Consider the following 23093-nt stretch of genomic DNA (forward strand, 5'->3'; position numbering starts at 1 on the left):
GGACTTGATCGACTCCAACTCGGCGATGCGCTCGATCAGCGTCGACTCGTCGGCCGCCGGGTCGACATGGGCCAGTGATTCGAACATACATTCGACTATAAGCGGTACCTCCGACACGCGCTCGCTACGCTGGACGGGGTGAGCGCGAAAGGCCGGATCCAGGTGGCGCGGGTGTACGACGAGGTGGGCCCCGACGAGGGGCAGCGCGTGCTGGTCGATCGGGTCTGGCCGCGAGGAGTGCGCAAAGACGATCCGCGAGTGGGCATTTGGTGCAAGGACGTGGCGCCGTCGAAGGACCTCCGCGAGTGGTATCAGCACGACGCGGACCGGTTCGACGAATTCGCGACACGCTACACCAGCGAGCTGCGCGACAGCGGCGCCCTGGAAGAGCTGCGCAAGCTCGCCAGGCGCGGGTCGGTCACGCTGGTCACCGCGACTCGCGACGTCGACATCAGCCAGGCGGCCGTCCTGGCGAAGCTCCTCAAAGCCCGCTGAACCGCGTTTCACCAGCAACGTCGTAGGCTCGTGCAGAAATGAGTGACGCCCAGCCCATCCTGCCTCGGGAACTGATCGATCTGCCCGAGGCGATCAGCAGCGTCCCGGCGCCGCCCATCCCGGACCTGCCCGAGCCCTACGGACTGCGTGTCGTCGACCCGGACGCCGACGCGGAGATGATCTCGGAGTGGATGAGCCGGCCCCACTTGGTGCAGGCCTGGGAGTCCAACTGGCCGGTGCGGCGGTGGCATCGCTACCTGCGGGCGCAACTGGAAGGCGGGTTTTCGCGCCCTTTCATCGCCACCCTTGACGGCGTCGATCGCGCGTATATCGAGTTATACAGGGCGGCAAAGGATTCCATTGCCGCACGATATGAGCACCACCCCCACGACCTGGGATTGCACGTTGCGGTCGCCGATTTGGACCACATCGAGCGCGGGCACGTCAGCTACCTGCTGCCCTATCTCGTGGTCAGCATCCTGACCCTCGATCCGCAATGTCGCCGCATCATGTTCGATCCCGACCACCGTAACGTGTTGGCGCGCAGGTTCTGTGAGCGCAGCGGTTGCACATTTCTCGGTGAGCATGACATGTCGAATCGGCGGATGGCCCTCTACGTGTTACCCCGCACCCCGCAGGACATCCCTCGGCGCCGTGACGCCTGAGGCCAGGCCGCGCGCTCAAAGCTGTTGTGCGATCTGCTGTCCGATCAATGCCGCCGCTTCGCCCAGTATCACGCTGACGACGATGTTGGCCAGCGCGGCGCGCAACCGACGTTCCTCACCGAGCCGCTGCGTTTCCAGCATCCAGGTTGAAAACGTGGTGTAGGCGCCGACGAAGGCGGTGCCCGCCAGCAGGGCCACCTCCTTGTTCAACGCCAGCCCGCCGAGGAAGCCCAAAAGCGCTGCGCCGCTGATGTTCACGGTCAGCGTGCCGAACGGAAACGGCCGAGTAGCCCGGCGCGCCACGGCGCGGTCGATGACGAAGCGCAGTACCGACCCGATGCCGCCGATCAGCACGACGCCGACCCAGACCAGAGCCGTCGTCACGGTGGCGGCCGTCATCGACGCACCCGGACCCGCCGCACCAATTTGGTGGCAAGGTGCACCGCCAGCAATCCCAGCACGATGCTGGTGGCCGTGTATCCGACGGCCAGGCCCCAGTGGCCGTGCTCGATCATCCTCAGCGTCTCGACCTGCATCGTCGAGAAAGTGGTTAAACCGCCGCACAATCCGGTGCCGAGCAGGGGCCGCCGGTAGCTCGATGTCGGCAACCGCTCCAGCAGCCGCGTGGTGAAGTAACCCACCAGGAAGGCGCCGACGATGTTGACCGCGAACGTGGGCCATGGCCAGTTCGCCGGATCGCCGGGCGCCAGTGTGCTCAGCGCGGCGCGGGCCAGGGAGCCCAGCGCACCGCCGGCAAACACCGCGGCCAATTCGCGATAGTCCCGTTGAGCCAAGGCGTCGGTTCCCTTCGTTTGCCGGTGCGCTACGCAGCGTATGGCCGACGTCCAGACCGGCGCAGCCCGGGGGGACAGGGACACGGGCAGAATTGATAACCATGGTGGCCCACCCTCGCGCCGGTCAGCCGGCCCAGCCCGAAGACCTCGTCGATCTGCCCCACCTGGTGACGGCGTATTACTCGATCGCGCCCGATCCCGGTGACGTCGCCCAGCAGGTGGCGTTCGGCACGTCGGGCCATCGCGGGTCGGCGCTCAACGGCGCGTTCAACGAGGCGCACATCTTGGCGATCACGCAGGCCATCGTCGAGTACCGCGCCGCACATGGTGTGACGGGCCCGTTGTTCATCGGCCGGGACACGCATGGGCTTTCCGAGCCGGCCTGGGTGTCGGCGCTGGAGGTGCTGGCCGCCAACGACGTCGTCGCCATGATCGATTCCCGCGACCGGTACACGCCCACCCCGGCGGTCAGCCACGCGATCCTCACCTACAACCGGGGCCGCACTGACGCGCTGGCCGACGGAATCGTCGTGACCCCGTCGCACAACCCGCCCGCAGACGGTGGCTTCAAATACAACCCGCCCAACGGCGGCCCGGCCGAGACCGACGCGACCAACGCGATCGCCAAGCGCGCCAACGAGATCCTGCGCGAGGGGTCGGGGATCAAGCGCATTCCGCTGGCCCGCGCGCTGCAGACCGTGCAGCGCCACGACTACCTCGGCAACTACGTCGACGACCTGCCCACCGTGGTCGACCTCGATGCCATCCGCGAGGCCGGGGTGCGCATCGGCGCCGACCCGCTGGGTGGGGCCAGCGTGGACTATTGGGGCGAGATCGCCCAGCGGCACCGCCTGGATTTGACCGTGGTCAACCCGCTGGTCGACGCGACCTGGCGGTTCATGACCCTCGACCATGACGGCAAGATCCGGATGGACTGCAGCTCGCCGGACGCGATGGCCGGGCTCATCTCGATCATCGCCAACAGCGACCGCTACCAGATCGCGACCGGCAACGACGCGGACTCCGACCGCCATGGCATCGTCACGCCCGACGGGGGCCTGCTCAACCCGAACCACTACCTCGCGGTGGCCATCGAATACCTCTACACCCGGCGGCCGTCGTGGCCGGGCGGCATCGCCGTCGGCAAGACCGCGGTCAGTTCGTCCATGATCGACCGGGTGGTCGCCGGCATCGGCCGCAAGCTGATCGAGGTGCCGGTCGGATTCAAGTGGTTCGTCGCCGGCCTGATCGACGGCACCATCGGCTTCGGCGGCGAGGAGTCGGCCGGGGCGTCGTTCCTGCGGCGGGACGGTTCGGTGTGGACCACCGACAAGGACGGCATCATCCTGGCCCTGCTGGCGTCCGAGATTCTCGCGGTCACCGGGCTGAGTCCGTCCCAGCGCTATCAGCAGCTGGCCGACGAGTACGGCGCGCCGTTCTATGCGCGCGTCGACGCACCCGCCGATCGCGACCAGAAGGCGCGCCTGTCGAAGCTCTCCGCCGACCAGGTGACCGCGACGGAATTGGCGGGGGAGCCGATCACCGCGAAGCTGACCGCGGCGCCCGGCAATGGCGCACCGCTGGGTGGATTGAAGGTGACAACGGCCAATGCGTGGTTTGCCGCGCGCCCGTCGGGCACCGAGGATGTGTACAAGATTTACGCGGAATCCTTCAAGGGGCCTGAGCATTTGGCGGAGGTGCAGGAAACCGCGCGCGAGGTGGTTAATAAAGTCATTGGGTGACCTTTTCCCTCCGTCTTGCCCGCTCGGGGGGGCGTGCGTCCCGTTCCAGCCGGCTGCCGCGCGAAGTCTGGATTCTGAGCTGGGCGAATATCATGATCGCCCTGGGCTACGGCGTGATCTCGCCGGCATTGCCGACCTTTGCGCGTACCTTCGGGGTCAGCATCAAGGCGGTGACTTTCTTGGTCACCGTCTTTTCATTGAGCCGGTTGTGTTTCGCACCGATCAGTGGGCTGCTCACCGAACGGTTGGGTGAGCGACGCATCTACATCGGCGGTTTGCTGATCGTGGCGGTGTCCACCGCCGCGTGCGCCTTCTCCCAGGCTTACTGGCAGTTAATGCTTTTCCGGGTTTTCAGCGGCATCGGGTCGACGATGTTTTATGTCTCGGCGCTGGGACTGATGATCCACATCAGTCCTCCCGATGCGCGCGGCCGGATCGCCGGGCTGTTCACCACCTCGTTCATGGTGGGCGCGGTCGGCGGCCCGGCGGTCGGCGGCCTGGCGGCGGGGTGGGGGTTGACCGCTCCGTTCGTCGTCTACGGCGTCGCCATGCTGGCGGTCGCGGTGGTGCTGTTCTACAGCCTGCGCAATTCGGCGCTGGCCGCGCCGCCGCCCCCGACCCGATCCACCGTGACGCTGCGCGAGGCGCTGCGGGTGCGCGCATACCGCTCGGCGCTGCTGTCGAATTTCGCGACCGGCTGGTCCGCGTTCGGTCTTCGCGTCGCGCTCGTCCCACTGTTCATCTCCGACGTGATGGGCAGGGGCATCGGGATCATCGGCGTGGTGCTCGCGGCGTTCGCGGGTGGAAACGCGTTGGCCGTCATACCCAGCGGCTACCTGTCCGACCGGATGGGCCGGCGCACCCTGCTGATCGTCGGCCTGGTGACGTCCGGGGCGGCGACCGTCTGGCTGGGCTTTGTGTCGTCGTTGTCGGTCTTCATGGTCGCGGCGGCCGTGGTCGGGGCGATGACGGGCATCTACATGTCGCCGTTGCAGGCCGCCGTCGCCGACATCCTGGGCAATGAGGCGCGCGCGGGCCTTCCCGTGGCGACGGTGCAGATGATGTCGGACCTCGGTGCCATCGTCGGGTCCATGGCGGTCGGGTGGGCCGCCGAGCAGTTCAGCTACATGTGGGGTTTCGTCATCAGCGGGATCGTGCTGCTGATCGCCGCCATCGGCTGGGTGGTGGCGCCGGAGACCCGCACGGTGGCGGATCTCGAGGCGGACCTCCTGGCGTCCGAGGCGGACGTGGAGCCGGTCTGAGCAGCAACTTTGAAGGACGGTAACCGGTGGTGTAGCTTCGATGGGCACGACTTCTCGGGGCTATGGCGCAGCTGGTAGCGCACCACACTGGCAGTGTGGGGGTCAGGGGTTCGAGTCCCCTTAGCTCCACCGAGCGTTTGCTGATTATCGAGCGTTAGAGCTGGGTATGCAGCAAGCCGTGCGTGTCATCTACGTCCTCGCCGCGGTTGGCGTAGCCATTGCGGTCTTGATTGTCGGGCCGGCGGTGCTCATGGCGTCTGCGCACGCCGATTACAGCGGTTATCGCCGCTGCGTGGGAAAGATGACCGAGCCGATCGCGGGGCACGACCCGCAAAACCTCCAACTCGTCGGCGTTATCGAGCAGGATCTCGATTCCGGGGTGACCCCGGCCGCAGAGGCCCACAGAGTGGCGCAGATGGGATTCGACCCGAGCTTTGCCAACGGCATCGTTCAGTGCGTGATTGAAGAACGTCCGTAGGCACGCCCGATAGGTTGCGAACGAGTTGTGGTCGAGCGCAACAGCTTTGGCGGCCGCTTTTTCTGGCGCGGCATCCACCACCCATTTGAGCGGGCCGACACAACCGCGTATACAACGACGGCATCATGCGTGCCGCCGAGGGACGGAGTCATGACATGCATCGCCCCGACACGATCATCGAAATCCATCGCGAACGCGTGCAGGATCAGACGGCCGAGATGTTCAGCGGCGACAAGTACACGCAATCGGTGGACGGCACCGGCTACTCGGCGACGGCCACCCTCGACCTCACCCTGGACCGCGTCTGGTTCGTCCTCGACGCCCGTGCGCGGCTGTGGCAGGAGGAGGCCGACGGGGAAGTCCGCGACCCGCTGCGGCATTTCGCGATAGACCTGGTGATTTTCGAATCGAAGATCGTGATCGATTCGGTCACCTGCATCCCGCTGGTCTCGCTGCCCCCCGCGACGATCACCATCCCGGATGGTCCGCGCGCCGGAGAGTCGCGCGAGATTGCCTACAACGAGATTCCGTTGTTCGGGCGGTTGACGATTCACGATCAGCTCGAGCCGCACCGGTTAGAGCCGGGCAAGCAGACGATCGCGCTGAACTTCACCGCCCAGGACGCCCCCGCGCTGGTGGCCCAGCCGCTGCCGGACCGGCACGTCGGGTGGCTGTTCGGTCCGCACGTCGAGCGGCGTGAGGGCGGGGTGACGGTCTTCGCCGGACAGGACCCGCGGATCAGCTGGGAACTCGACTACGCCGAGGCGTACTGGATCCACAGCATCGCCGGGGAGCTGATGGTGAACCTGGAGAAGCTGCAACACCCCGGCCTGTCCGACGATGAAGCCAGAACCAGGGTACTCGACTCGCTCGCGGCCCAAATCGCCGACGCGGTCCGCCCGCAACTGGAGGCGATGGGAGACAACGGGATTCAGGCGTTACTGCCGTCGCCCGTGGACGTCGATCCCGAGGCGCAGGACGACAGCACGGTCAAGGACCTCGACGCCATCGTGCAGCGCTTCGACGTCGGCACACCGGCCATGCAGACCACCGAAGAATCCATGGTGGTGCAGCTGCAGACGCTGCGCGAACTGCCGCCCGGTGAGGAGCTGCCCCCGTCTGTTCTCGCCGAAAACCCGCGTGAGAGGGCGGCTTTGGCCGCCACCGGGTGGAGCATTCTGCGGCAGGTCCGTGACACCGTGATGAACAGTTTCGATCTCGACGCGAGCGACTTCGACCCCGATGCCCCGTGCGCGCTGGCGGGGCCGAAGACCATCAGCATCGGCGGGCAAGACCGGAGCCTTGACGCCCTCGACGCCGACATCGTGCCGCGGACCGGGGACGGCCGGTTGGTCGTCGACGGCGCCGTGAGCGCCGAAACCAAGCTCTATGACTTCAACGCCACCTTCAAGGTGACCTACGACATGGGCCTCGGCGACATCCCCCGCGACCCCAAGGACAATGAACTGTTGCGCAAAGACGTGGACACCATCGAGCTTCTCGAAGAGACGCTGAACCTCGCCGCTCAAAAGAAGCGCGCCGGCCACCTCAGCGCCGAAGACTACGAGGCGGAGGTCAAGCGGGTCAGCGAGCGATTCGATCGGCTACCGCGAACCGTCGGGGTGCGACCGGCGCAGAACTCCGAGCCCGACGTGAACGCCGAATTCAGCCTGACCGCGGCCGGCAAGGTGGCCACGGCCGCGGGCGCGGCGGCCGTCGTCGGTCTGCTCGCGCTGCCGGTGACGGCGGTAGCGGGGGCGGCGGGGGTGGGTGCCGCCGGCGCGGGCGGTCTGTTGACCGTCGCGATCGCGCAGTACATCACCACCGTCCTGACCATCGACTGGTTCGGCACCGGCATCGGTTCTCGTCAGGTCAAGAAATCGCTGAACGACCAACCCGAGGGCACCTCGCTTCCTCCGATCGGAATGCCGATCGCCGTCGACCTCAACCGCCAACGCCTCGCGGTGTACTTCCGTCCGGTGCCGGCGAAGCTGTGGATCGATTGCGTCATGGCCGATGCGGACGACGATCAGGCGGGCGATGTGGACGGGGTCCGCGTCGTCGGTGGCCGGTGGCCGGCCGATGGCCACCCGTGGCGGCTGTCGCACGATGACGCCGTGTTGTTCGTCGACGCCGACGAGCTGGAGCTTTTCGTCGATCCGGCCAGTGCGGGTGGCCGCGAGGTACCCGTGGGGGTCGACACCGGGGCGGACGGACGGCGCCGCCTGCGGGCGCAGAGCGATCCGGGCCTGCTGCGCGGGCTGGTGCACTGCGACGAGCGGGACTCACCGTAGCGAGTCGGGGCCCTTCGCCGTGGTCAGCAGAAGGCGGCGGCCGAGAACCATCCGCCGGCCACCAGCGCGATCAGGAGCGCGGCGGTGGTTTGCCCCATCATCGCGGCCGCGACGACGCCCACGATCGCGCAGATAAAGACGGTGACGGTCAGGAAGGCGACGAGCACACGGTGTGAATTGACCGCCGCGCCGGTACGAGGCGCGACGACGGTCTTATGAGGACGATCCACGACAACCATGAAATCTCCTTCGATGTGACGCCCGCAACATACCACGCCCAGGTGTGGCCTACATCACATTGTAGGCGCGGCGCCGGTTGGCGGCGACGGTCACGCGATCAACACGGCGGGCGGCCCGATCGACGCGCTGATATCGCTCGCCGGTCAGGCTCTCCACCGTCAGGTCCCATGGACGAAATCGCTTCGGGCCGAGGCGATTGACGCGAGCGACTCCAGGGCGCGCCACCACCCGTCGGTGCGGCCCGTTGGACGTCGCCAATTGGTCGTTATCCGGCCGAGATCGCCAATTAGGTTTTCCCCTCGATGCTGGATTACTCTTGCCCGCGGTTCGTTCGCGACTCAGGAAAGCAGCCATGTCTGTTCAGCCCACTCTGCTGCGCCGTCAAACATTGCGCAGTGCCCGCCGAGCGCGGGTCGCTCCCCGCGTGACGTGCCCCATGGTCGGCCAGTGCTTCGACATCGAGATCACTCGTGACGCGGACGGATGGATGATCCGCATTCCCGAGGTCGGCAGGGCCACCCGCGCCAGCACCCGGGCCACCGTGGAGCTGGCCGCCCGGGAATGCATCGCGACCTGGACCGGCATCCCGATCGGTTATGTCGCCGTTTACGTCACCAGCGAGACGAGCTAGCCCCCCGGCGCGATGGCGATCGATTTCGTGTCCACGTAGCCGTCGAGCCCCTCGGGGCCGAGTTCACGGCCGTAGCCGCTGCCCTTGACGCCGCCGAAAGGCGCGAACGGGTCCATGGTGTAGCCCTGGTTGATGCCGACGGTGCCGGTATGGATCCGCGCGGCGAGTCCGAGGGCCCGCTCGGTGTCGTTGCCCCACACCGATCCGGCCAGGCCGTAGTCCGAATCGTTCGCGATCTGCACCGCCTCGTCCTCGTCCCGGTAGGGGATGACGGTGATGACGGGGCCGAAGATCTCCTCCCGCGCGATGCGCATGGCGTTGTCGGCCGCCGCGAACAGGGTGGGTCGGACGTACCAGCCGCGGTCGAGTCCGTCGGGCATGTCGGAGCCGCCGACGACCAGTCGCGCCCCCTCCTGCTGCCCGACGTCAATGTAGTCGCGAACGCGCTGCTGCTGGCGACGGGAGACCAGGGGACCGAGCTGGGTTTTCGGGTCGCCGGGATCGCCGACGCGCAGGCCGGCCATCTCGGCGGCGAGCGCGTCGACGTATTCGTCGTGGCGCGCCTGGGGCACCAGGACGCGGGTCAGCGCGTTGCAGATCTGGCCGCTGTTGGACAGGCTCGCCGATCGCACCCCGGCGGCGACCTTCTCGGGCGCCGCGTCGTCGAGGACCAGCGCCGCGGACTTCCCGCCGAGTTCGAGACTGACCTTGGTCAGATTGGCGGCGCAGGCCGCGGCGACGGCGCGACCCGCCGCGGTGGAGCCGGTGAAGGACACCTTGTCCACTCCGCGGTGGCCGACCAGGTACGCGCCGAGTGTCGCATCGCCGGGCAGCACGCTGACCACGCCGGGAGGCAGGCCGGCCTCGTCGATCATCTCGGCTAAAAGCAGGGCATCCAAGGGGCTTTCGGGCGCCGGCTTGAGCACGACGGCGCAGCCGGCCAACAGCGCGGGCACCAGCTTGGTGACGATGAGGAATTGGGGCATGTTCCACGGCACGATCGCGGCGACGACGCCGACGGGCTCCTTGCGGACCAGCACGTCGCTGCCGAAGAAGCCGGCCCTGGTCTCCTGCCACTGATGCCGCTCGGCCAGATCGCAGAACGCGCGGATCATGAATGCGGGCAGGCCCACCTGGGCGCGCTGGGCGAAGCTGATCGGCGCGCCGATCTCGGCGGTGATGGTGTCGGCCATCTCGCCGCGACGCCCGTCATAGATATCGGCCAGGCGCCGGATCGCGGCGATCCGTTCCGACGGTTCGCTGCGCCCCCAGGCCGAGGTCAGGGCCGCACGCGCGGCGGCCACCGCGGCGTCGACGCCCTCGGATCCCGCCGCATCGACCTCGGCGATGGGCTCTTCCGTGTGTGGTGAGATGACTTGCACGACGTTGCGGTCCATCCGTGCCTCCCGAGGCCAATATCAACTACTTGCTATTGATGGGGTCGAGGATATACCGTCGGCCGTGACGGAGCTCTCAGGGATCGGTGAAACCGGTGCGCAGCTGGTTGTTTCGCGCAGACAGTACTGCGGTACGCGGCTGGGCGCCGAGCGTTCTCCGACATTGGACTGCATAAGGAGCGATCATGGCTCGATTCCCCAAACCGCCGGAGGGCAGCTGGACCGAGCACTATCCGGAATTGGGCACCGACCCGGTGTCGTACGAGGACTCCATCAGCCCGGAGATCTACGAGCTGGAACGCGAGGCGATCTTCAAACGCGCCTGGCTCAATGTCGGTCGCGTTGAACAGCTTCCGCGTAAGGGCAGTTACCTCACCAGGGAGCTGAAGGTCGTCAACACCTCAATCATCTTGGTTCGCACGGCATCTGGTGACATCAAGGCCTACCACAACGTGTGCCGGCACCGCGGCAACAAGTTGGTGTGGAACGACATGCCGCAGGAAGAAACGAGCGGCGTGTGCCGGCAGTTCACCTGCAAATACCACGCCTGGCGCTACGACCTGGACGGCAACCTCACCTTCGTGCAGCAGGAGGAGGAGTTCTTCAACCTCGACAAGAGTCGCTACGGCCTGGTGCCGGTCCACTGCGAGGTCTGGGAAGGTTTCATCTTCGTCAACTTCGCCAAGAAACCCGAGCAGTCGCTGCGAGAGTTCCTGGGGCCCATGGTCACCGGGCTTCAGGGCTACCCCTTCGACAAGATGACCTCCCGCTGGTACTACCGCTCGGAGGTCAAAGCGAACTGGAAGCTCTACATGGACGCGTTCCAGGAGTTCTATCACGCGCCGGTCCTGCACGCGAACCAGTCACCGACCGCGTACTCAAAGGCGGCCGCCGAGGCGGGCTTTGAAGCCCCGCACTACCGGCTGGACGGACCACACCGGCTGGTCAGCACGTCGGGGGTGCGGGCCTGGGAAATGGCCGACGAGATGCGCAAGCCGATGGAGGACATCTGCCAGAGCGGACTGTTCGGGCCTTGGGACAAGCCCGATCTCGGGCCGATGCCCGCCGGGCTCAATCCCGCCAAATGCGACCCGTGGGGCCTGGACTCGTTCCAGCTGTTCCCCAACTTCGTGATCCTGTTCTGGGGGCAGGGCTGGTACTTGACCTATCACTACTGGCCGACCTCATATAACAGCCACCTCTTCGAAGGAACGCTGTACTTCCCGGCGCCGCGTACCCCGCGCGAGCGGGTGGCTCAGGAATTGGCGGCGGTGTCGTTCAAGGAATACGGGCTGCAGGACGCCAACACCCTGGAGGCGACGCAGACGATGCTCGAATCCCAGGTGATCGACGAGTTCCTGCTCTGCGACCAGGAGGTCCTGATCCGTCACCTCCACAAGGAGACGGCCGCCTGGATCGATGACTATCGCCGGACCTCCACGGCAGGAGTGTGAACACGATGTCGATGCTGCCCGCCGAGTTCGCCGACCTCGAACGGTTCGCCGAGTGGTGCCTGCCCAGCGAACCGGAACGCTACGCCAAGAGGCTGGCCAGCTCCATGACGGAAATGAAGGCGTTTTACGACGCGATCACCCCGCGTGCCGAAGAGGCGCTGGCGTTCTGCGACAAGTTCTCTCTCGACGACCTGCCCGACGACGTCGCGAACCTGATGCACCTGCTGTACTCGATGATCATGGTGTCGTTCCCGGTGGAGTGCTGGAAACAGCCGCGCGTCCCCGATTCGGGGGCCTCGACCCTGGACTGCGTGTCCGAGCCCGTTCCATGACCTTCGTGCTGCGGGCGGCGCGGTGGGCTGACGTCGTGACCGGTCAGATCCACACGCCGGCGGAGGTGGTGATCGACGGCGAACGCATCACCGCGATCAATCCCGAAGAGCCGCTTCCGGATTCGGCCACCGTCATCGATCTCGGCGACGTGACGTTGCTGCCGGGGCTGATGGACATGGAGCTCAACCTGCTCATCGGCGGGCCCGGGGGACCGGAAGGGCTGCCCTCGCCGATGCACGGCGTCCAGGACGACCCCGCCTACCGCACGCTGCGCGGCGCGGTCAACGCGCGCACCACCCTGGAGGCCGGGTTCACCACGGTGCGCAATCTCGGGCTGATGGTCAAGACCGGGGGGTACCTGCTCGACGTGGCGCTGCAGCGCGCCATCGACCAGGGCTGGCACGTCGGACCGCGCGTCTATCCCGCCGGGCATGCTGTCACCCCGTACGGCGGGCATCTGGACCCGACGGTCTTCCAGCGGTTGGCCCCCGGGGTCATGCCGCTCTCGGTCGCCGAAGGTATCGCCAATGGGGTGCCCGACGTGATCGCGTGTGTGCGTTACCAAATCCGGCACGGCGCCAAGCTGATCAAGGTGTCCGCTTCGGGCGGGGTGATGTCGCACAGCACGGCGCCGGGCGCCCAGCAGTACTCCGATGCCGAGTTCGCCGCGATCGCCGACGAGGCCCACCGCGCCGGAGTCCGGGTGGCCGCACACGCCGTGGGGGACAGCGCAATTCAAGCGTGCATTCGCGCCGGCATCGACTGCATCGAGCACGGCTTCCTGGCCAGTGACGAGACCATCCAGATGATGGTTGATCACGGCACGTTCCTGGTCTCGACCACGTATCTGACCGACGCCATGGCCATCGATCGCATCGCGCCGGAACTACGCAAGAAGGCACTCGAGGTGTTCCCGCGGGCAAAGTCGATGCTGCCCAAGGCCATCGACGCGGGTGTGCGAATCGCGTGCGGCACCGATGCGCCGGCCATACCGCATGGCCAAAACGCCAAGGAACTGGGCGCGTTGGTCGAACGGGGCATGACCCCTGCGCAAGCGATCCGCGCGGCCACCGTGGTGGCCGCCGAGCTGATCGAGGCGGACGACGAATTGGGCAGGCTGGCGCCCGGCTATCTGGCCGACATCATCGCCGTTCCCGGCGACCCGTTCGCCGACATCGCCACCACCCTCGACGTTCGCTTTGTCATGAAAAACGGGCAGATCTACAAAGCGCCCGCGGCGTAACGGAGGCGGGCATGGAACTCACCGACAACATCCTGTGGCTGCTCAAGCAGGCCTTCTACTACTCGCTGACCACCATCAACGAGGCGATGCGCGAACACGGCGTGAGCACCGCCCAGATCGGCGTGCTCCGCCAACTGGCCAACGAACCCGGCTTGTCCGGCGCCGAACTCGCGCGGCGCCTGCTGATCAGTCCGCAGGGCGTCCAGCTCGCGCTCACCGCCCTGCAGCGCCGCGGCCTGGTGGAACGAAAACAGGATGCCCAGCACGCCCGCATCCTGCGGGCCTACCTGACCGCGGAAGGCCGCAAGGTCGCCGAAACGGTGGTCAACGACGCGATCGCCGCCCACCAGGAGGTCTTCGGCGTGCTGACCGAGCAGGAGCAACGGACCCTGCGTGAACTGCTGGGCCGGGTGGTCGAAAAGGGCACCGGCCACGAGCTGTTCAACGACCATGTCGAGGGCTGACCGCCCAGCGCGGCGTGGCCGCGGGCGTCGGCGCGCGGCACCTATATCTAGTACTTGAGACTAATCGCAAGTAGTTGATACTCTGGCGGAGATGACTGACGATGGCGCGGCAACGGGTGTCGGTTCGGCGACGGCGACCGACGCCGGGGCCGGCGTTGTCGACATCGCCGCGTTGCCGGATGGCTTTGTGCCACTGCGGATCAAGCGTGTGATCCGAGAGACCCGTGACGCCGTGTCGATCGTTCTCGATGTCCCGCCCGGCAGCGCCGCACAGTTCGGCTATCACGCCGGACAGTTCCTGACCTTGCTGGTCAGCGTCGACGGACGCGAGCATCGGCGGTGTTATTCGATGTCTTCCACCCCCGGGGAAGACCTGCAGATCACCGTCAAGCGCGACCGCGACGGCGTCGTGTCGAACTGGCTCAACGACAAAGCGGCGCCGGGGGACGAGCTGCCCGCCTTGCCGCCGCAGGGCCGCTTCGTGTTGCGCGACAGCGATCGCGCGCTGGTCGCCTTCGCCGGCGGAAGCGGTATCACGCCGGTGTTTTCGCTGCTGCGCACGGCGTTGCAGTCCGGCACTCGCGCGACGCGGCTGTTCTACGCCAACCGCAGCCGCGACGCGGTGATCTTCGACCAGGCCTTGGCGTCGCTGAACGCGAGGCACCCGGACCGCTTCGTCCTGCACCATCATCTCGACGACACCAGCGGCTACATCACCTCGGCGGACGTGGAGGCGTTCGTCCGGGACGTCGGGGACGCCGACGTTTACCTGTGCGGGCCCAACGAGTTCATGGAGACCGTGCGAAATGCGCTGTGCGCGGCGGGCATTCCGGACGATCGGCTGCACGTCGAGCACTTCGACGTCAACGACGTCACCGCGGCGGCGCCAGCCGGCGCTGAGGTGGTCACCGACGAGGTCACCATCGTGCTGGACGGGGCCACGACCACCGCGCGGTATGACTCGGGCAACACGCTCCTGCAGACGGCGCGGATGGCCGGCCTGCGGGCGCCGTCCTCCTGTGAGATCGGTTCGTGCGGAACGTGTATGGCCCGCCTGACGCAGGGTAGCGCCCGAATGATCAACAACGACGCGCTCGACCCGGATGAGGTCGACGAGGGCTGGGTGTTGACGTGTCAGGCCCTGCCCACCAGTCCCACCGTGCGGGTGGTCTACGAGTGAGCCAGAGAAGGCGGTCGAACGTGGAGCGGAGCCGATGAACAGGGTTGCGGTGGTGACCGGCGGCGCCTCGGGCATGGGCGAGGCGACGTGCCATGAATTGGGCCGGCGCGGACTCAAGGTCGCGGTCCTGGATGTCAATGAGGGTGCGGCGCAACGTGTCACCGACGACCTGCGCACCGACGGAGTCACCGCGCTCGGGGTGGGCGCCGACGTGACCGATCGGTCCGCCGTGGAGCAGGCCTTCGCGAAGATCCGCAGCGAGCTGGGCCCGGTGACGGTCCTGGTGACCAGCGCAGGCATGTTCGACTTCTCGCCGTTCCTGGACATCACCGCCGAAACCTGGTCGCGGGTCATCGATGTCAATCTCACCGGCACCTTTCACTGTTGCCAGGTCGCACTGCCGGACATGGTGGAGGCGCACTGGGGACGGATCGTGATGATCTCGTCGTCGAGCGCCCAGCGCGGCTCGCCGTTCGCCGCCCACTATGCGGCATCCAAGGGGGCGGTGATCACTTTGACCAAGTCGCTGGCCCGCGAATACGCGCCGCACGGGATCACGGTGAACAACATTCCGCCCTCGGGCATCGAGACCCCGATGCAACACCAGGGGCAGGCCGCCGGGTATCTGCCGTCCAACGAGCAGATGGCCAGCAACATCCCCTTGGGCTACCTCGGTACCGGGGCCGATATCGCCGCGGCCGTGGGATTTCTGTGTTCGGAAGAGGCAAGGTATATCACCGGCCAGGTCTTGGGCGTCAACGGCGGGGCGGTGATGTGAAGGTGAGGATCCGATGACGAGACAAGGCAGGCCCCCGGAGGGCTCCTGGACCGAGCACTATCCCGAATTGGGCACGGGGCCCGTGTCTTTCAAGGACTCGACGTCGCGGGAGTTCTACGAACTCGAGCGCGAGGCGATCTTCAAACGGGCGTGGCTCAACCTCGCGCGGGTGGAGGAGTTGCCGCGGGTCGGCAGCTACCTGACCAAGGAGATCGAAGTCGTCGGCGTTTCGGTGATCCTGGTCAAGGGCAAGGATGAGCGCATCCGGGCGTTCTACAACGTGTGCCGTCACCGCGGAAACAAGCTGGTGTGGAACGATTTTCCCGGCGAGGAGACCCGCGGGACGTGTCGGCAGTTCACCTGCAAGTATCACGGCTGGCGCTATGACCTGCAGGGCGCGCTGAAGTTCGTCCAGCAGGAATCGGAGTTCTTCGATCTCGACCTCGCGCAGTACGGATTGCGTCCGGTGCACTGCGACGTATGGAACGGGTTTGTGTTCGTCAACTTCGACCCCGAACCGCGCCAAACCCTGCGGGAGTTCCTCGGTCCGATGATCACCGGCCTCGACGGTTATCCGTTCGAGAAGCTGACCGAACGCTACGACTGGGTGGCCCACAACAACAGCAACTGGAAGATCTTCGCCGACGCCTTCCAGGAGTACTACCACGTGCCCTCGCTGCATTCACAGCAAGTGCCCTCCGAGGTGCGCGACCCCAACGCCGGATTCACGTGCGGGCATTTCCAGCTCGACGGCCCGCACCGGCTGGTCTCTACGGCCGGGCGGCGCCGGTGGCTGCTGCCACCGGAATACATGTATCCGATCGAGCGGGCCACCCGCAGCGGACTGGTGGGACCGTGGCGAACCCCCGACATCGGCGAACTGCCGGCCGGACTCAACCCCGGGGGGATCGAGCCCTGGGGCATCAGCAATTTCCAGATCTTCCCCAACATCGAGATCCTGATCTATGGCGGGTGGTATCTGCTGTACCGGTACTGGCCCACCTCGCACAACACGCACCGATTCGAGGCGTACACCTACTTCCATCCGGCGCGCACGGTGCGGGAGCGCATCGAGCACGAGGTCGCCTCGGTGGTGCTCAAAGAGTTCGCGCTGCAAGACGCCGGAATGCTCGGCGGGACGCAGGCGGCGCTGGAATACGGCATCGTCGATGACTTTCCCCTCAACGACCAAGAGATCCTGGTGCGCCACCTGCACAAGGTCGCCGTCGATTGGGTGGACGCCTATCGCCGCGAACGGGATTCGGTGGGAGTGTGACCATGAACCCGATGCTGCCCAGCGCGTTCGCCGAGCTGGAGGACTATGCCGAAACCTGGTGCCTGGCAACCGAAACGGAACGCTGGAACGCCCGGGTCAACTCGTCGATGCCCGAACTGCGCGACTTTTACGACGCGTTCTTCCCCCGGCTCGAAGAGGCGATCGACTACTGCGACAAGTTTCCCCTCGATAACGTGCCCGACGATGCGCTGAACCTGTTGCACATGATCTATTCGCTGATCATGGTCGCGATGGCGGTGGAGATCATGCATCAACCCGCCCCGGTCGACGCCGCCGACGCGGTGATGATCCGCACCGGCGGCCCGGTGCCCTGACCTTTCCGCTACCAGACATCGCTTTTTCGAAAGGAGCACGATGAGTCTGCTCACCATCACCAAGCTCACCGAATCCGTCGGCGCCGAAGTCGCCGGACTGGACCCGGCCGCCCTCGCGGGCGACGACTCGGTAGGTGAAGCCGTCCTGGATGCGTTGGAGGACAACGGCGTCCTGGTCTTCCGCGGTCTGCAGCTCGACCCGGCGGCGCAGGTCGACTTCTGCCGGCGCCTCGGCGAGATCGACCACTCCTCCGACGGTCACCACCCGGTGCCCGGCATCTATCCGATCACCCTGGACAAGTCCAAGAACGCCTCGGCCGCCTTTTTGAAGGCCACCTTCGACTGGCACATCGACGGCTGCACGCCGCTGGGCGACGAATGCCCGCAGAAGGCCACCGTGTTGTCGGCGGTACAGGTCGCCGAATGGGGCGGCGAAACCGAATTCGCCAACTCTTACGCCGCCTACGACGCCCTGACCGACGACGAGAAGGAGCGGTTCGCCACGCTGCGCGTGGTGCACTCGCTGGAGGCGTCCCAGCGCCGCGTCTACCCCGACCCCTCCCCGGAACAGGTGCAGCGCTGGCGATCCCGGCGCACGCACGAACACCCGCTGGTGTGGACCCACCGCAGCGGCCGCAAGTCGCTGGTGCTGGGCGCCTCCGCGGATTACGTCGTCGGCATGGAGCTCGATGAGGGACGCGCCCTGCTGGACGGGCTGCTCGAGCGCGCCACGGTGCCCGACAAGGTCTACAGCCACAGCTGGTCGGTCGGCGACACCGTCATCTGGGACAACCGCGGGGTGCTGCACCGCGCGGCCCCGTACGATCCGGACTCACAGCGCGAGATGCTGCGCACCACCGTGCTCGGCGACGAACCGATCCAATAGCATGACCGCGTCCGACGGACATCCGCTTCGCCTGTCACCGTTGCCCGCCGACGAGTGGGACGAGGGCGCGCGTGCGGCGCTGGCGTCCCTGATTCCGGCCGGGCGGGCGAATCCCGTTGGCGCGGGCAATGTTTTGTCGACCATGGTCCGCCATCCCGAGCTGACCGCGGCCTACCTGCCGTTCAACGCCTACCTGCTGACCCGGTCGACCCTGTCACCCCGGGTGCGAGAAGTCGCGCTGCTGCGCGTGGTGCACCGCAGCAATTGCGGCTACCTGTGGTCACACCACATCCCGATCGCCCTGCGCGCCGGCCTGACCGAATCCGAGATCGACGACATCCGGGTCGGGCGCTGCGCCGATCAGACCGATCAGGCCGTGATCCGGGCCGTCGACGATCTCACCTCCGACAGCACGATCAGCCAAGCAAGCTGGGACCTGCTGGGCGAGTTGTTCACCCACCAGCAGTGCATGGACCTGACCTTCACCATCGGCGGCTACCTCTTGCTGGCCTTGGCGGTCAACACGTTCGGCGTCCAGGAGGAGCACGGGTAGACGCGCTCCGCGGTGCGCTAGTCCTCGCGGGATAGGGCGGCGCGCGGGCACTCGGCGATCGCTCGCTCGACCAGCGCCTCCTGCTCGACGGGCACCGGATCGGCGATGACCACCGCGTAGTCGTCATCGTCGAGCCGGAAGACATCTGGCGCGATGTTCACGCAGTAGGCATTGCCTTCGCACCGATCAAGATTCACTACCGGCCGCATGAAGATCCTCCTTCTCCGATCCCCCTGGCCGAGAGCCCGGAGTTTTTACAGTCCAGATTGTGTAAACGCTAGTTTAGAGCGCCCGGGCGGGAAACGACGCACTGGGCGCCACTTCTCAGTGACCTCTCAGTGCCACGGTCATACGCTGGAGCCCTGGGTCCTGGAGGTCGACGATGAAGATCGCATCCGTCATCGCCCGCCAGTTGCTGGACTGCAAAGCCCGGCCTCTTCTGGAAGTCGAAATCACCACGGACACGGGCATTGTTGCCCGCGGCGCGTCCCCGACCGGCAGCTCGGTGGGTTCGCACGAGGCGTACGTCCTGCGGGACGGGGACCCGACGCGATACAACGGCCTGAGCGTGCACCGCGCGATCGCCGCCGTGGACGACGAAATCGCTCCGGCCCTGATCGGCGCGGGGCTCGACGATCCGCGGTCCCTGGACCGGGTGCTGATCGCGCTCGACGGCACGCCGGACAAGCACCGGCTCGGCGGCAACGCGATCTACTCCACGTCGATCGCGCTGTGGCGCGCGGCCGCCGCCGCGGCGGGCACGCCCACCTACGCCTACGTCGGCGCGCTGCTCGGGCTCCAACCGCCCACCACCGTCCCGGTGCCCAGCTTCAACATGATCAATGGCGGGCACTACGGCGATGTCCGCCAGACGTTCAGCGAGTTCCTCGTCGTGCCGTACCGCGCGGACTCGATCGAAGCCGCGGTCGAAAAAGGGGTGAGCCTGTTCGAGACGCTCGGCGAGGTCCTCGCGCGGCGGCTGGGTCGCGCACCGATGCTAGCGTCCTCGTACGGATACATCGCGCCGTCCAGTGACCCGCACGCCGTCATGGAGGTGCTCGCCGAGGCCGTCGAGCGGGCCGGCTGCGCCGACATCATGGCGTTCGCGCTGGACTGCGCGTCCAGTGAGGTATACGACAGTGACTCTGCCACATACGCTTTCAACGGTGAGCGGGTGACCGCGGAGGAGCTGATCGACTACGCCCGCGGACTGTCGCAGGAGTTCCCGATGCTGTTCATCGAGGACCTGCTGGAGGGCGACGACTGGGCCGGATTCGCCAAGGCCGTGCAGACGGTGAACCGATCGATCATCCTGGGCGACGACCTGATCGTCACCAACCGGGCCCGCCTGCAGCGGGCGGTCGAAACGTCCGCCGTGGACGGTTTCGTCTTGAAGCCCAACCAGGTGGGAACCATCGCCGAGGCGCTGGACTGTTTCGAATACGCCACGCGCAACGCCGTTTTGGCGATACCTTCGGGCCGCTCGGGCGGCGTCGTCGACGATGTCGTGATGGACCTGGCGGTGGGCCTGGCGGCACCGTTTCAGAAGAACGGTGCACCGCGCTCCGGCGAGCGCGTCGCGAAGCTCAACTTCCTGCTGCGCGCGGCCGAAGGCATTCCGGACTGTGCGTTGGCGGACGTGCCGGCGCTGGCGAGGTTCTAAATGCGTCAGTGGCCGGCGACCAACGCGAGCTCGGCCGCCACCGCGCCACCACAGACCATCAATACGATCGAAAGCGCCAGCCAGTCGGCCGGTTTCGGCCGCGACGGCGCGGCCGAGATCTGGCCGGTGCCGCCGCGGGCGGTGATCGCATCGCCCATCTCGTCGGCGCGTCGCAGCGTCACCGTGATGACCGCGACGACAACGTCGATCACGTCCGCCGCCGGACGCCGCAGCCGGGCCCGGCGGGTCCGCGGGGGGCGCTTGGGCCGCAACCGGCGGGCGGCGAAGAGGACCCGGAATTCGTCGATGAGCATCGGGAAGGTGCGCAGCGCGAGCGCCAACGCCACAGACCAGTCGTCGACCGGGATCCGCAGTGGGCGCAGGAAACGGCCCAAAGTGGCCACCGCCGGGGCGACTTGGGCGACATTGGTCGTCCACGACACCAGCGCGCCCAGGCCGAGCAGCACCACCGACAGGACGGTGATGCGGAGAAAGTCCAGCAGGCCGCCGAGCCCGAGCGAGACGGCGCCCAGTCGGACGTACGGACTCCCGCCGGCGAATGTCGCGTTGGCGGCGACGATCACCAGCACGATCAACAGCCAGCGCGGCACGGACGGCAGCACCCCCCGTGGGATGCGGGCGAGCCAGATTCCCGTCACCGCCAGTGCGCCGGTGAGCCCGATCGCCACCCATCCCGGAAAGAACGTCAACAGCAACGAAACACCAAATACCACAAGCAGTTTCGTTCCGGCCCACAGCTCGTGAATGGGTGAGGTGCCCGGCACCGGCCGCAGCAGCACGAAGGGACGACGGCGGCGGGCCGGGCGCGTCGCCGGCGGGGCGGTGGCCACCGCACGGTGCGGGGCCGCGGCCGGTGGCGGTTCCAGCGAACCGTCACGCAGGTGCAGGGTGCGCGGGCACAGCTCCTGAAGCCCGGCGAAGTCATGCGAAATGACCACCACCGTCAGGCCGGTGTCACGGCGTCGCTGGGCCAGGAGCTGGACCAGGCCGCGCTGGCTGGCGGCGTCCAGCCCCGCCAGCGGCTCGTCGAGGATCAACACCCGCGGCGACCGCGCCAGCAGTCCGGCGAGGACCACGCGACGCATCTGGCCGCCGCTGAGCTGGTCGATGCGCCGCGTGGCCAGACCGGCGTCCAGGCCGACGGCGGCCAGCGCCGCGGTCACCCGCGCGCGATCGGCGGGCGAAAACCCTGCGGCCGAAGCCACTTCCAGGTCGACCCGGCTCCGCATCAGCTGCAGCCGGGCCGCTTGGAATTGGAGCGCGACCGCTCCGACCTGTTCGGCGGTCGGGCGCCCGTCGAGCAGGCAGGCGCCGGTGGCCGGCGCGGTCAGGCCGGCCATGATCCACGCCAGCGTCGACTTGCCGGAACCGTTGCCGCCGTGGATCAACAGCCCGTCGCCCTCGTGCACCGCGAAGCTGACATCGCGCAGCGCGGTCTGGGCCCAGGGGGTGCCGCTGGCGTATTCGTGTCCGACACCGACGAGTTCGAGCACCGGCGGGCTGGCGGGGCGTCCGTTCGTCACCGTCGGAGCCGGCGCGGTCGCGCTCCGTACCAGGTCGGCGTCCATCGATGTGTCGCCGAGATTGATTGCGCGGTCGGCGTATTCGGCCTCGTCGTTGTAGTGGGTGATGTGCACCAGGGCCGTTTGATGGCGCTCGGTGAGTCCGGACAGGACGGCGAGCAGTTGCTCCCGGCCCTGCCGGTCGACCATGCTGGTGACCTCGTCGGCGATCAGCAGCGCCGGCTCGCGCGCCAGCGCCGCGGCCACGGCTAGGCGCTGCAGCTCCCCGCCGGACAGGCTGCCCGTGTCGCGATCGGCCAGCGCGGCCAACCCGACCTCGCCGAGCAGCCGGGGGATGTCGGTGCTCTTGCCGGGCGGCAGGCCCCAGACCACGTCGTCGGCGACGCGCGTGCCCAGCACCTGGCTCTCCGGATGCTGCATGATGACGGCGGTGCCACCGAGTTCACCGAGCCCCACCGCGCCCGGACGCTCGACGATCCCCGACGTCGGCTCGCGCCCGGCCAGGATCAACATCAGGGTGGTTTTCCCGGAACCGTTGGCCCCGGTGACCGCGATGTGTTCGCCCGTCCGCACGTCCAGGCTGACCGCACGCAGGGCGTCGTGGTCGGCGTGCGCATAGCGCAGCCGCACCTGCTCGAGGCGTACCGGGACGGGCCGGATCGGACCGCTGCTCGCCGGCGCGTCCAGCTTGTGCACGTCGGGAATGCCGCGCAGTCGCTCCAGCACGCGGGACAGCGCCCACCAACCGACCAGCGACGCGCCCATGATGACGAACACGGCGTAACCGAGGACGAGCCACTGCCAGTAGTGCAGGGCCTCGGCGAAGAACGCCTTGAACTGTTGCGCCGGGGCGCGCAGCGGGCCGGCCCGCGATACGACCGTCACGGCGCCGTCCACGGTGGCGCTGGCGGCGTGGAAGGCGAGTTGGCGGAAGCGGGTCAGGACGGTCAGCGCGGCGACCATCCCGGCACCGACGACGACGCCCGCGCCAAACGAGACCGCGATCACGGTCGGTGTGCCGCGCCGGTGGCGCTTGACGGTTCCGGCCAGCCCACCGACATAGGCGCAGAGCGCGATCGCTCCCAGGCCGCTCAGTCCGACGACCAGGAATCCGATCACGCCGGCGGCGACCGTACAGGCGATCAGCACGCGGATTCGGTAGCGGTAGGCCAACAGTCCGGTCGGCACGCTGCCGAGCAGGCCCAGCCCCCCGCCGTGCGGAAGGACGACCGCGATGATGGCGATCGCCGCGCACAAGGCGCCCATCACCGATGCCTGCGCCAGCTCGCCGGGTCGCAGCGATCCGGCCCGCGTTTTCGGCATCGCAGCGCCGGGCGCCTTCACGACACGATTATGCCCGTCGCCGGCGGCCGGCCTTTTGCTCTC

The 23093-nt window shown here is 67.4% G+C and carries 24 protein-coding genes and 1 tRNA gene; 19 read left to right on the forward strand and 6 right to left on the reverse strand.

Annotated features, from left to right (window positions below; translation table 11 throughout):
- Positions 1-138: 138 nt before the first annotated feature.
- Positions 139-495 carry a DUF488 domain-containing protein gene (locus DQP57_RS16820; RefSeq protein WP_112633978.1) on the forward strand — a complete coding sequence of 119 codons (357 nt, stop codon included), beginning with the start codon at positions 139-141 and terminating at the stop codon, positions 493-495.
- A 38-nt stretch (positions 496-533) separates the two neighbouring features.
- Positions 534-1160: a GNAT family N-acetyltransferase gene (locus tag DQP57_RS16825; protein WP_112633979.1), complete on the forward strand. Its 627-nt coding sequence runs from the start codon at positions 534-536 to the stop codon at positions 1158-1160.
- Positions 1161-1175: 15 nt separating this feature from the next.
- Here the strand turns inward: DQP57_RS16825 and crcB (DQP57_RS16830) are convergent, their stop codons facing one another.
- Both crcB (DQP57_RS16830) and crcB (DQP57_RS16835) read right to left on the reverse strand, forming a co-directional pair.
- Positions 1176-1559, reverse strand: a complete 384-nt coding sequence (gene crcB, locus DQP57_RS16830) for a fluoride efflux transporter CrcB (RefSeq protein ID WP_112633980.1) — start codon at positions 1557-1559, stop codon at positions 1176-1178.
- A complete protein-coding gene (gene crcB / locus DQP57_RS16835; RefSeq protein WP_112633981.1) occupies positions 1556-1954 on the reverse strand; it encodes a fluoride efflux transporter CrcB in 399 nt (132 codons plus the stop codon). Before crcB (DQP57_RS16835) ends, crcB (DQP57_RS16830) begins: the two co-directional genes overlap by 4 nt.
- A 101-nt stretch (positions 1955-2055) precedes the next feature.
- Between crcB (DQP57_RS16835) and pgm the strand changes: the two genes are divergently transcribed.
- The 5 genes from pgm to DQP57_RS16860 all read left to right on the forward strand — a co-directional run bounded on the left by pgm (position 2056) and on the right by DQP57_RS16860 (position 7730).
- Positions 2056-3696, forward strand: coding sequence for a phosphoglucomutase (alpha-D-glucose-1,6-bisphosphate-dependent) (pgm, locus tag DQP57_RS16840; protein WP_112633982.1), 1641 nt, complete (start codon positions 2056-2058; stop codon positions 3694-3696).
- Positions 3697-3788: 92 nt separating this feature from the next.
- Positions 3789-4958, forward strand: coding sequence for an MFS transporter (locus DQP57_RS16845; RefSeq protein WP_289176499.1), 1170 nt, complete (start codon positions 3789-3791; stop codon positions 4956-4958).
- Positions 4959-5014: 56 nt separating this feature from the next.
- Positions 5015-5087 (forward strand) — tRNA-Ala (locus DQP57_RS16850).
- A 37-nt stretch (positions 5088-5124) separates the two neighbouring features.
- Positions 5125-5436, forward strand: coding sequence for a hypothetical protein (locus DQP57_RS16855; RefSeq protein WP_112633984.1), 312 nt, complete (start codon positions 5125-5127; stop codon positions 5434-5436).
- Positions 5437-5591: 155 nt separating this feature from the next.
- Positions 5592-7730 carry a hypothetical protein gene (locus DQP57_RS16860; protein ID WP_112633985.1) on the forward strand — a complete coding sequence of 713 codons (2139 nt, stop codon included), beginning with the start codon at positions 5592-5594 and terminating at the stop codon, positions 7728-7730.
- Positions 7731-7753: 23 nt separating this feature from the next.
- On the opposite strand, the gene DQP57_RS16865 is transcribed toward DQP57_RS16860, so the two are convergent.
- On the reverse strand, positions 7754-7969 hold the full coding sequence (locus DQP57_RS16865) for a hypothetical protein (RefSeq protein WP_112633986.1): 216 nt from the start codon (positions 7967-7969) through the stop codon (positions 7754-7756).
- A gap of 437 nt (positions 7970-8406) precedes the next feature.
- On the opposite strand from DQP57_RS16865, the gene DQP57_RS16870 reads away from it, so the two are divergent.
- The gene (locus DQP57_RS16870) at positions 8407-8601 is read left to right on the forward strand and encodes a long chain fatty acid-CoA synthetase Faa4p (RefSeq protein ID WP_112633987.1); all 195 of its coding nucleotides are present in this window, start codon (positions 8407-8409) and stop codon (positions 8599-8601) included.
- Here the strand turns inward: DQP57_RS16870 and DQP57_RS16875 are convergent.
- Positions 8598-9998 carry an aldehyde dehydrogenase gene (locus DQP57_RS16875; RefSeq protein WP_112633988.1) on the reverse strand — a complete coding sequence of 467 codons (1401 nt, stop codon included), beginning with the start codon at positions 9996-9998 and terminating at the stop codon, positions 8598-8600. The two genes, DQP57_RS16870 and DQP57_RS16875, sit on opposite strands and share 4 nt — an antisense overlap.
- Before the next feature lie 185 nt (positions 9999-10183).
- On the opposite strand from DQP57_RS16875, the gene DQP57_RS16880 reads away from it, so the two are divergent.
- The 10 genes from DQP57_RS16880 to DQP57_RS16925 all read left to right on the forward strand — a co-directional run bounded on the left by DQP57_RS16880 (position 10184) and on the right by DQP57_RS16925 (position 18500).
- A complete protein-coding gene (locus tag DQP57_RS16880; protein WP_112633989.1) occupies positions 10184-11452 on the forward strand; it encodes an aromatic ring-hydroxylating oxygenase subunit alpha in 1269 nt (422 codons plus the stop codon).
- A complete protein-coding gene (locus tag DQP57_RS16885; RefSeq protein ID WP_205869149.1) occupies positions 11449-11784 on the forward strand; it encodes a hypothetical protein in 336 nt (111 codons plus the stop codon). Before DQP57_RS16880 ends, DQP57_RS16885 begins: the two co-directional genes overlap by 4 nt.
- Complete coding sequence (locus tag DQP57_RS16890) at positions 11781-13028, forward strand: metal-dependent hydrolase family protein (RefSeq protein ID WP_112633990.1); 1248 nt, start codon at positions 11781-11783, stop codon at positions 13026-13028. The genes DQP57_RS16885 and DQP57_RS16890 overlap by 4 nt, the downstream gene beginning before the upstream one ends.
- 11 nt (positions 13029-13039) lie before the next feature.
- On the forward strand, positions 13040-13492 hold the full coding sequence (locus DQP57_RS16895) for a MarR family winged helix-turn-helix transcriptional regulator (RefSeq protein ID WP_112633991.1): 453 nt from the start codon (positions 13040-13042) through the stop codon (positions 13490-13492).
- A gap of 91 nt (positions 13493-13583) precedes the next feature.
- On the forward strand, positions 13584-14672 hold the full coding sequence (locus DQP57_RS16900; protein ID WP_112633992.1) for a ferredoxin--NADP reductase: 1089 nt from the start codon (positions 13584-13586) through the stop codon (positions 14670-14672).
- A gap of 34 nt (positions 14673-14706) precedes the next feature.
- A complete protein-coding gene (locus DQP57_RS16905) occupies positions 14707-15450 on the forward strand; it encodes an SDR family NAD(P)-dependent oxidoreductase (protein WP_112633993.1) in 744 nt (247 codons plus the stop codon).
- 13 nt (positions 15451-15463) lie between these two features.
- The gene (locus DQP57_RS16910; protein ID WP_112633994.1) at positions 15464-16726 is read left to right on the forward strand and encodes an aromatic ring-hydroxylating oxygenase subunit alpha; all 1263 of its coding nucleotides are present in this window, start codon (positions 15464-15466) and stop codon (positions 16724-16726) included.
- A complete protein-coding gene (locus DQP57_RS16915; protein WP_165821828.1) occupies positions 16723-17061 on the forward strand; it encodes a hypothetical protein in 339 nt (112 codons plus the stop codon). Before DQP57_RS16910 ends, DQP57_RS16915 begins: the two co-directional genes overlap by 4 nt.
- A 40-nt stretch (positions 17062-17101) precedes the next feature.
- Positions 17102-17947 (forward strand): TauD/TfdA dioxygenase family protein, encoded by an 846-nt coding sequence (locus DQP57_RS16920; protein WP_112633995.1) that lies wholly within the window; start codon positions 17102-17104, stop codon positions 17945-17947.
- 1 nt (position 17948) lies between these two features.
- On the forward strand, positions 17949-18500 hold the full coding sequence (locus tag DQP57_RS16925; RefSeq protein WP_112633996.1) for a carboxymuconolactone decarboxylase family protein: 552 nt from the start codon (positions 17949-17951) through the stop codon (positions 18498-18500).
- A 17-nt stretch (positions 18501-18517) separates the two neighbouring features.
- Here DQP57_RS16925 and DQP57_RS16930 read toward each other — a convergent pair whose 3' ends face one another.
- The gene (locus DQP57_RS16930; protein ID WP_112633997.1) at positions 18518-18709 is read right to left on the reverse strand and encodes a ferredoxin; all 192 of its coding nucleotides are present in this window, start codon (positions 18707-18709) and stop codon (positions 18518-18520) included.
- A gap of 173 nt (positions 18710-18882) precedes the next feature.
- Between DQP57_RS16930 and eno the strand changes: the two genes are divergently transcribed.
- The gene (eno, locus tag DQP57_RS16935) at positions 18883-20163 is read left to right on the forward strand and encodes a phosphopyruvate hydratase (protein ID WP_112633998.1); all 1281 of its coding nucleotides are present in this window, start codon (positions 18883-18885) and stop codon (positions 20161-20163) included.
- Positions 20164-20168: 5 nt separating this feature from the next.
- Here the strand turns inward: eno and DQP57_RS16940 are convergent, their stop codons facing one another.
- A complete protein-coding gene (locus tag DQP57_RS16940) occupies positions 20169-23051 on the reverse strand; it encodes an ATP-binding cassette domain-containing protein (protein WP_112633999.1) in 2883 nt (960 codons plus the stop codon).
- Positions 23052-23093: the final 42 nt, after the last annotated feature.

It is taken from the genome of Mycobacterium colombiense (assembly GCF_003284935.1).
Lineage (GTDB): Bacteria > Actinomycetota > Actinomycetes > Mycobacteriales > Mycobacteriaceae > Mycobacterium > Mycobacterium arosiense_A.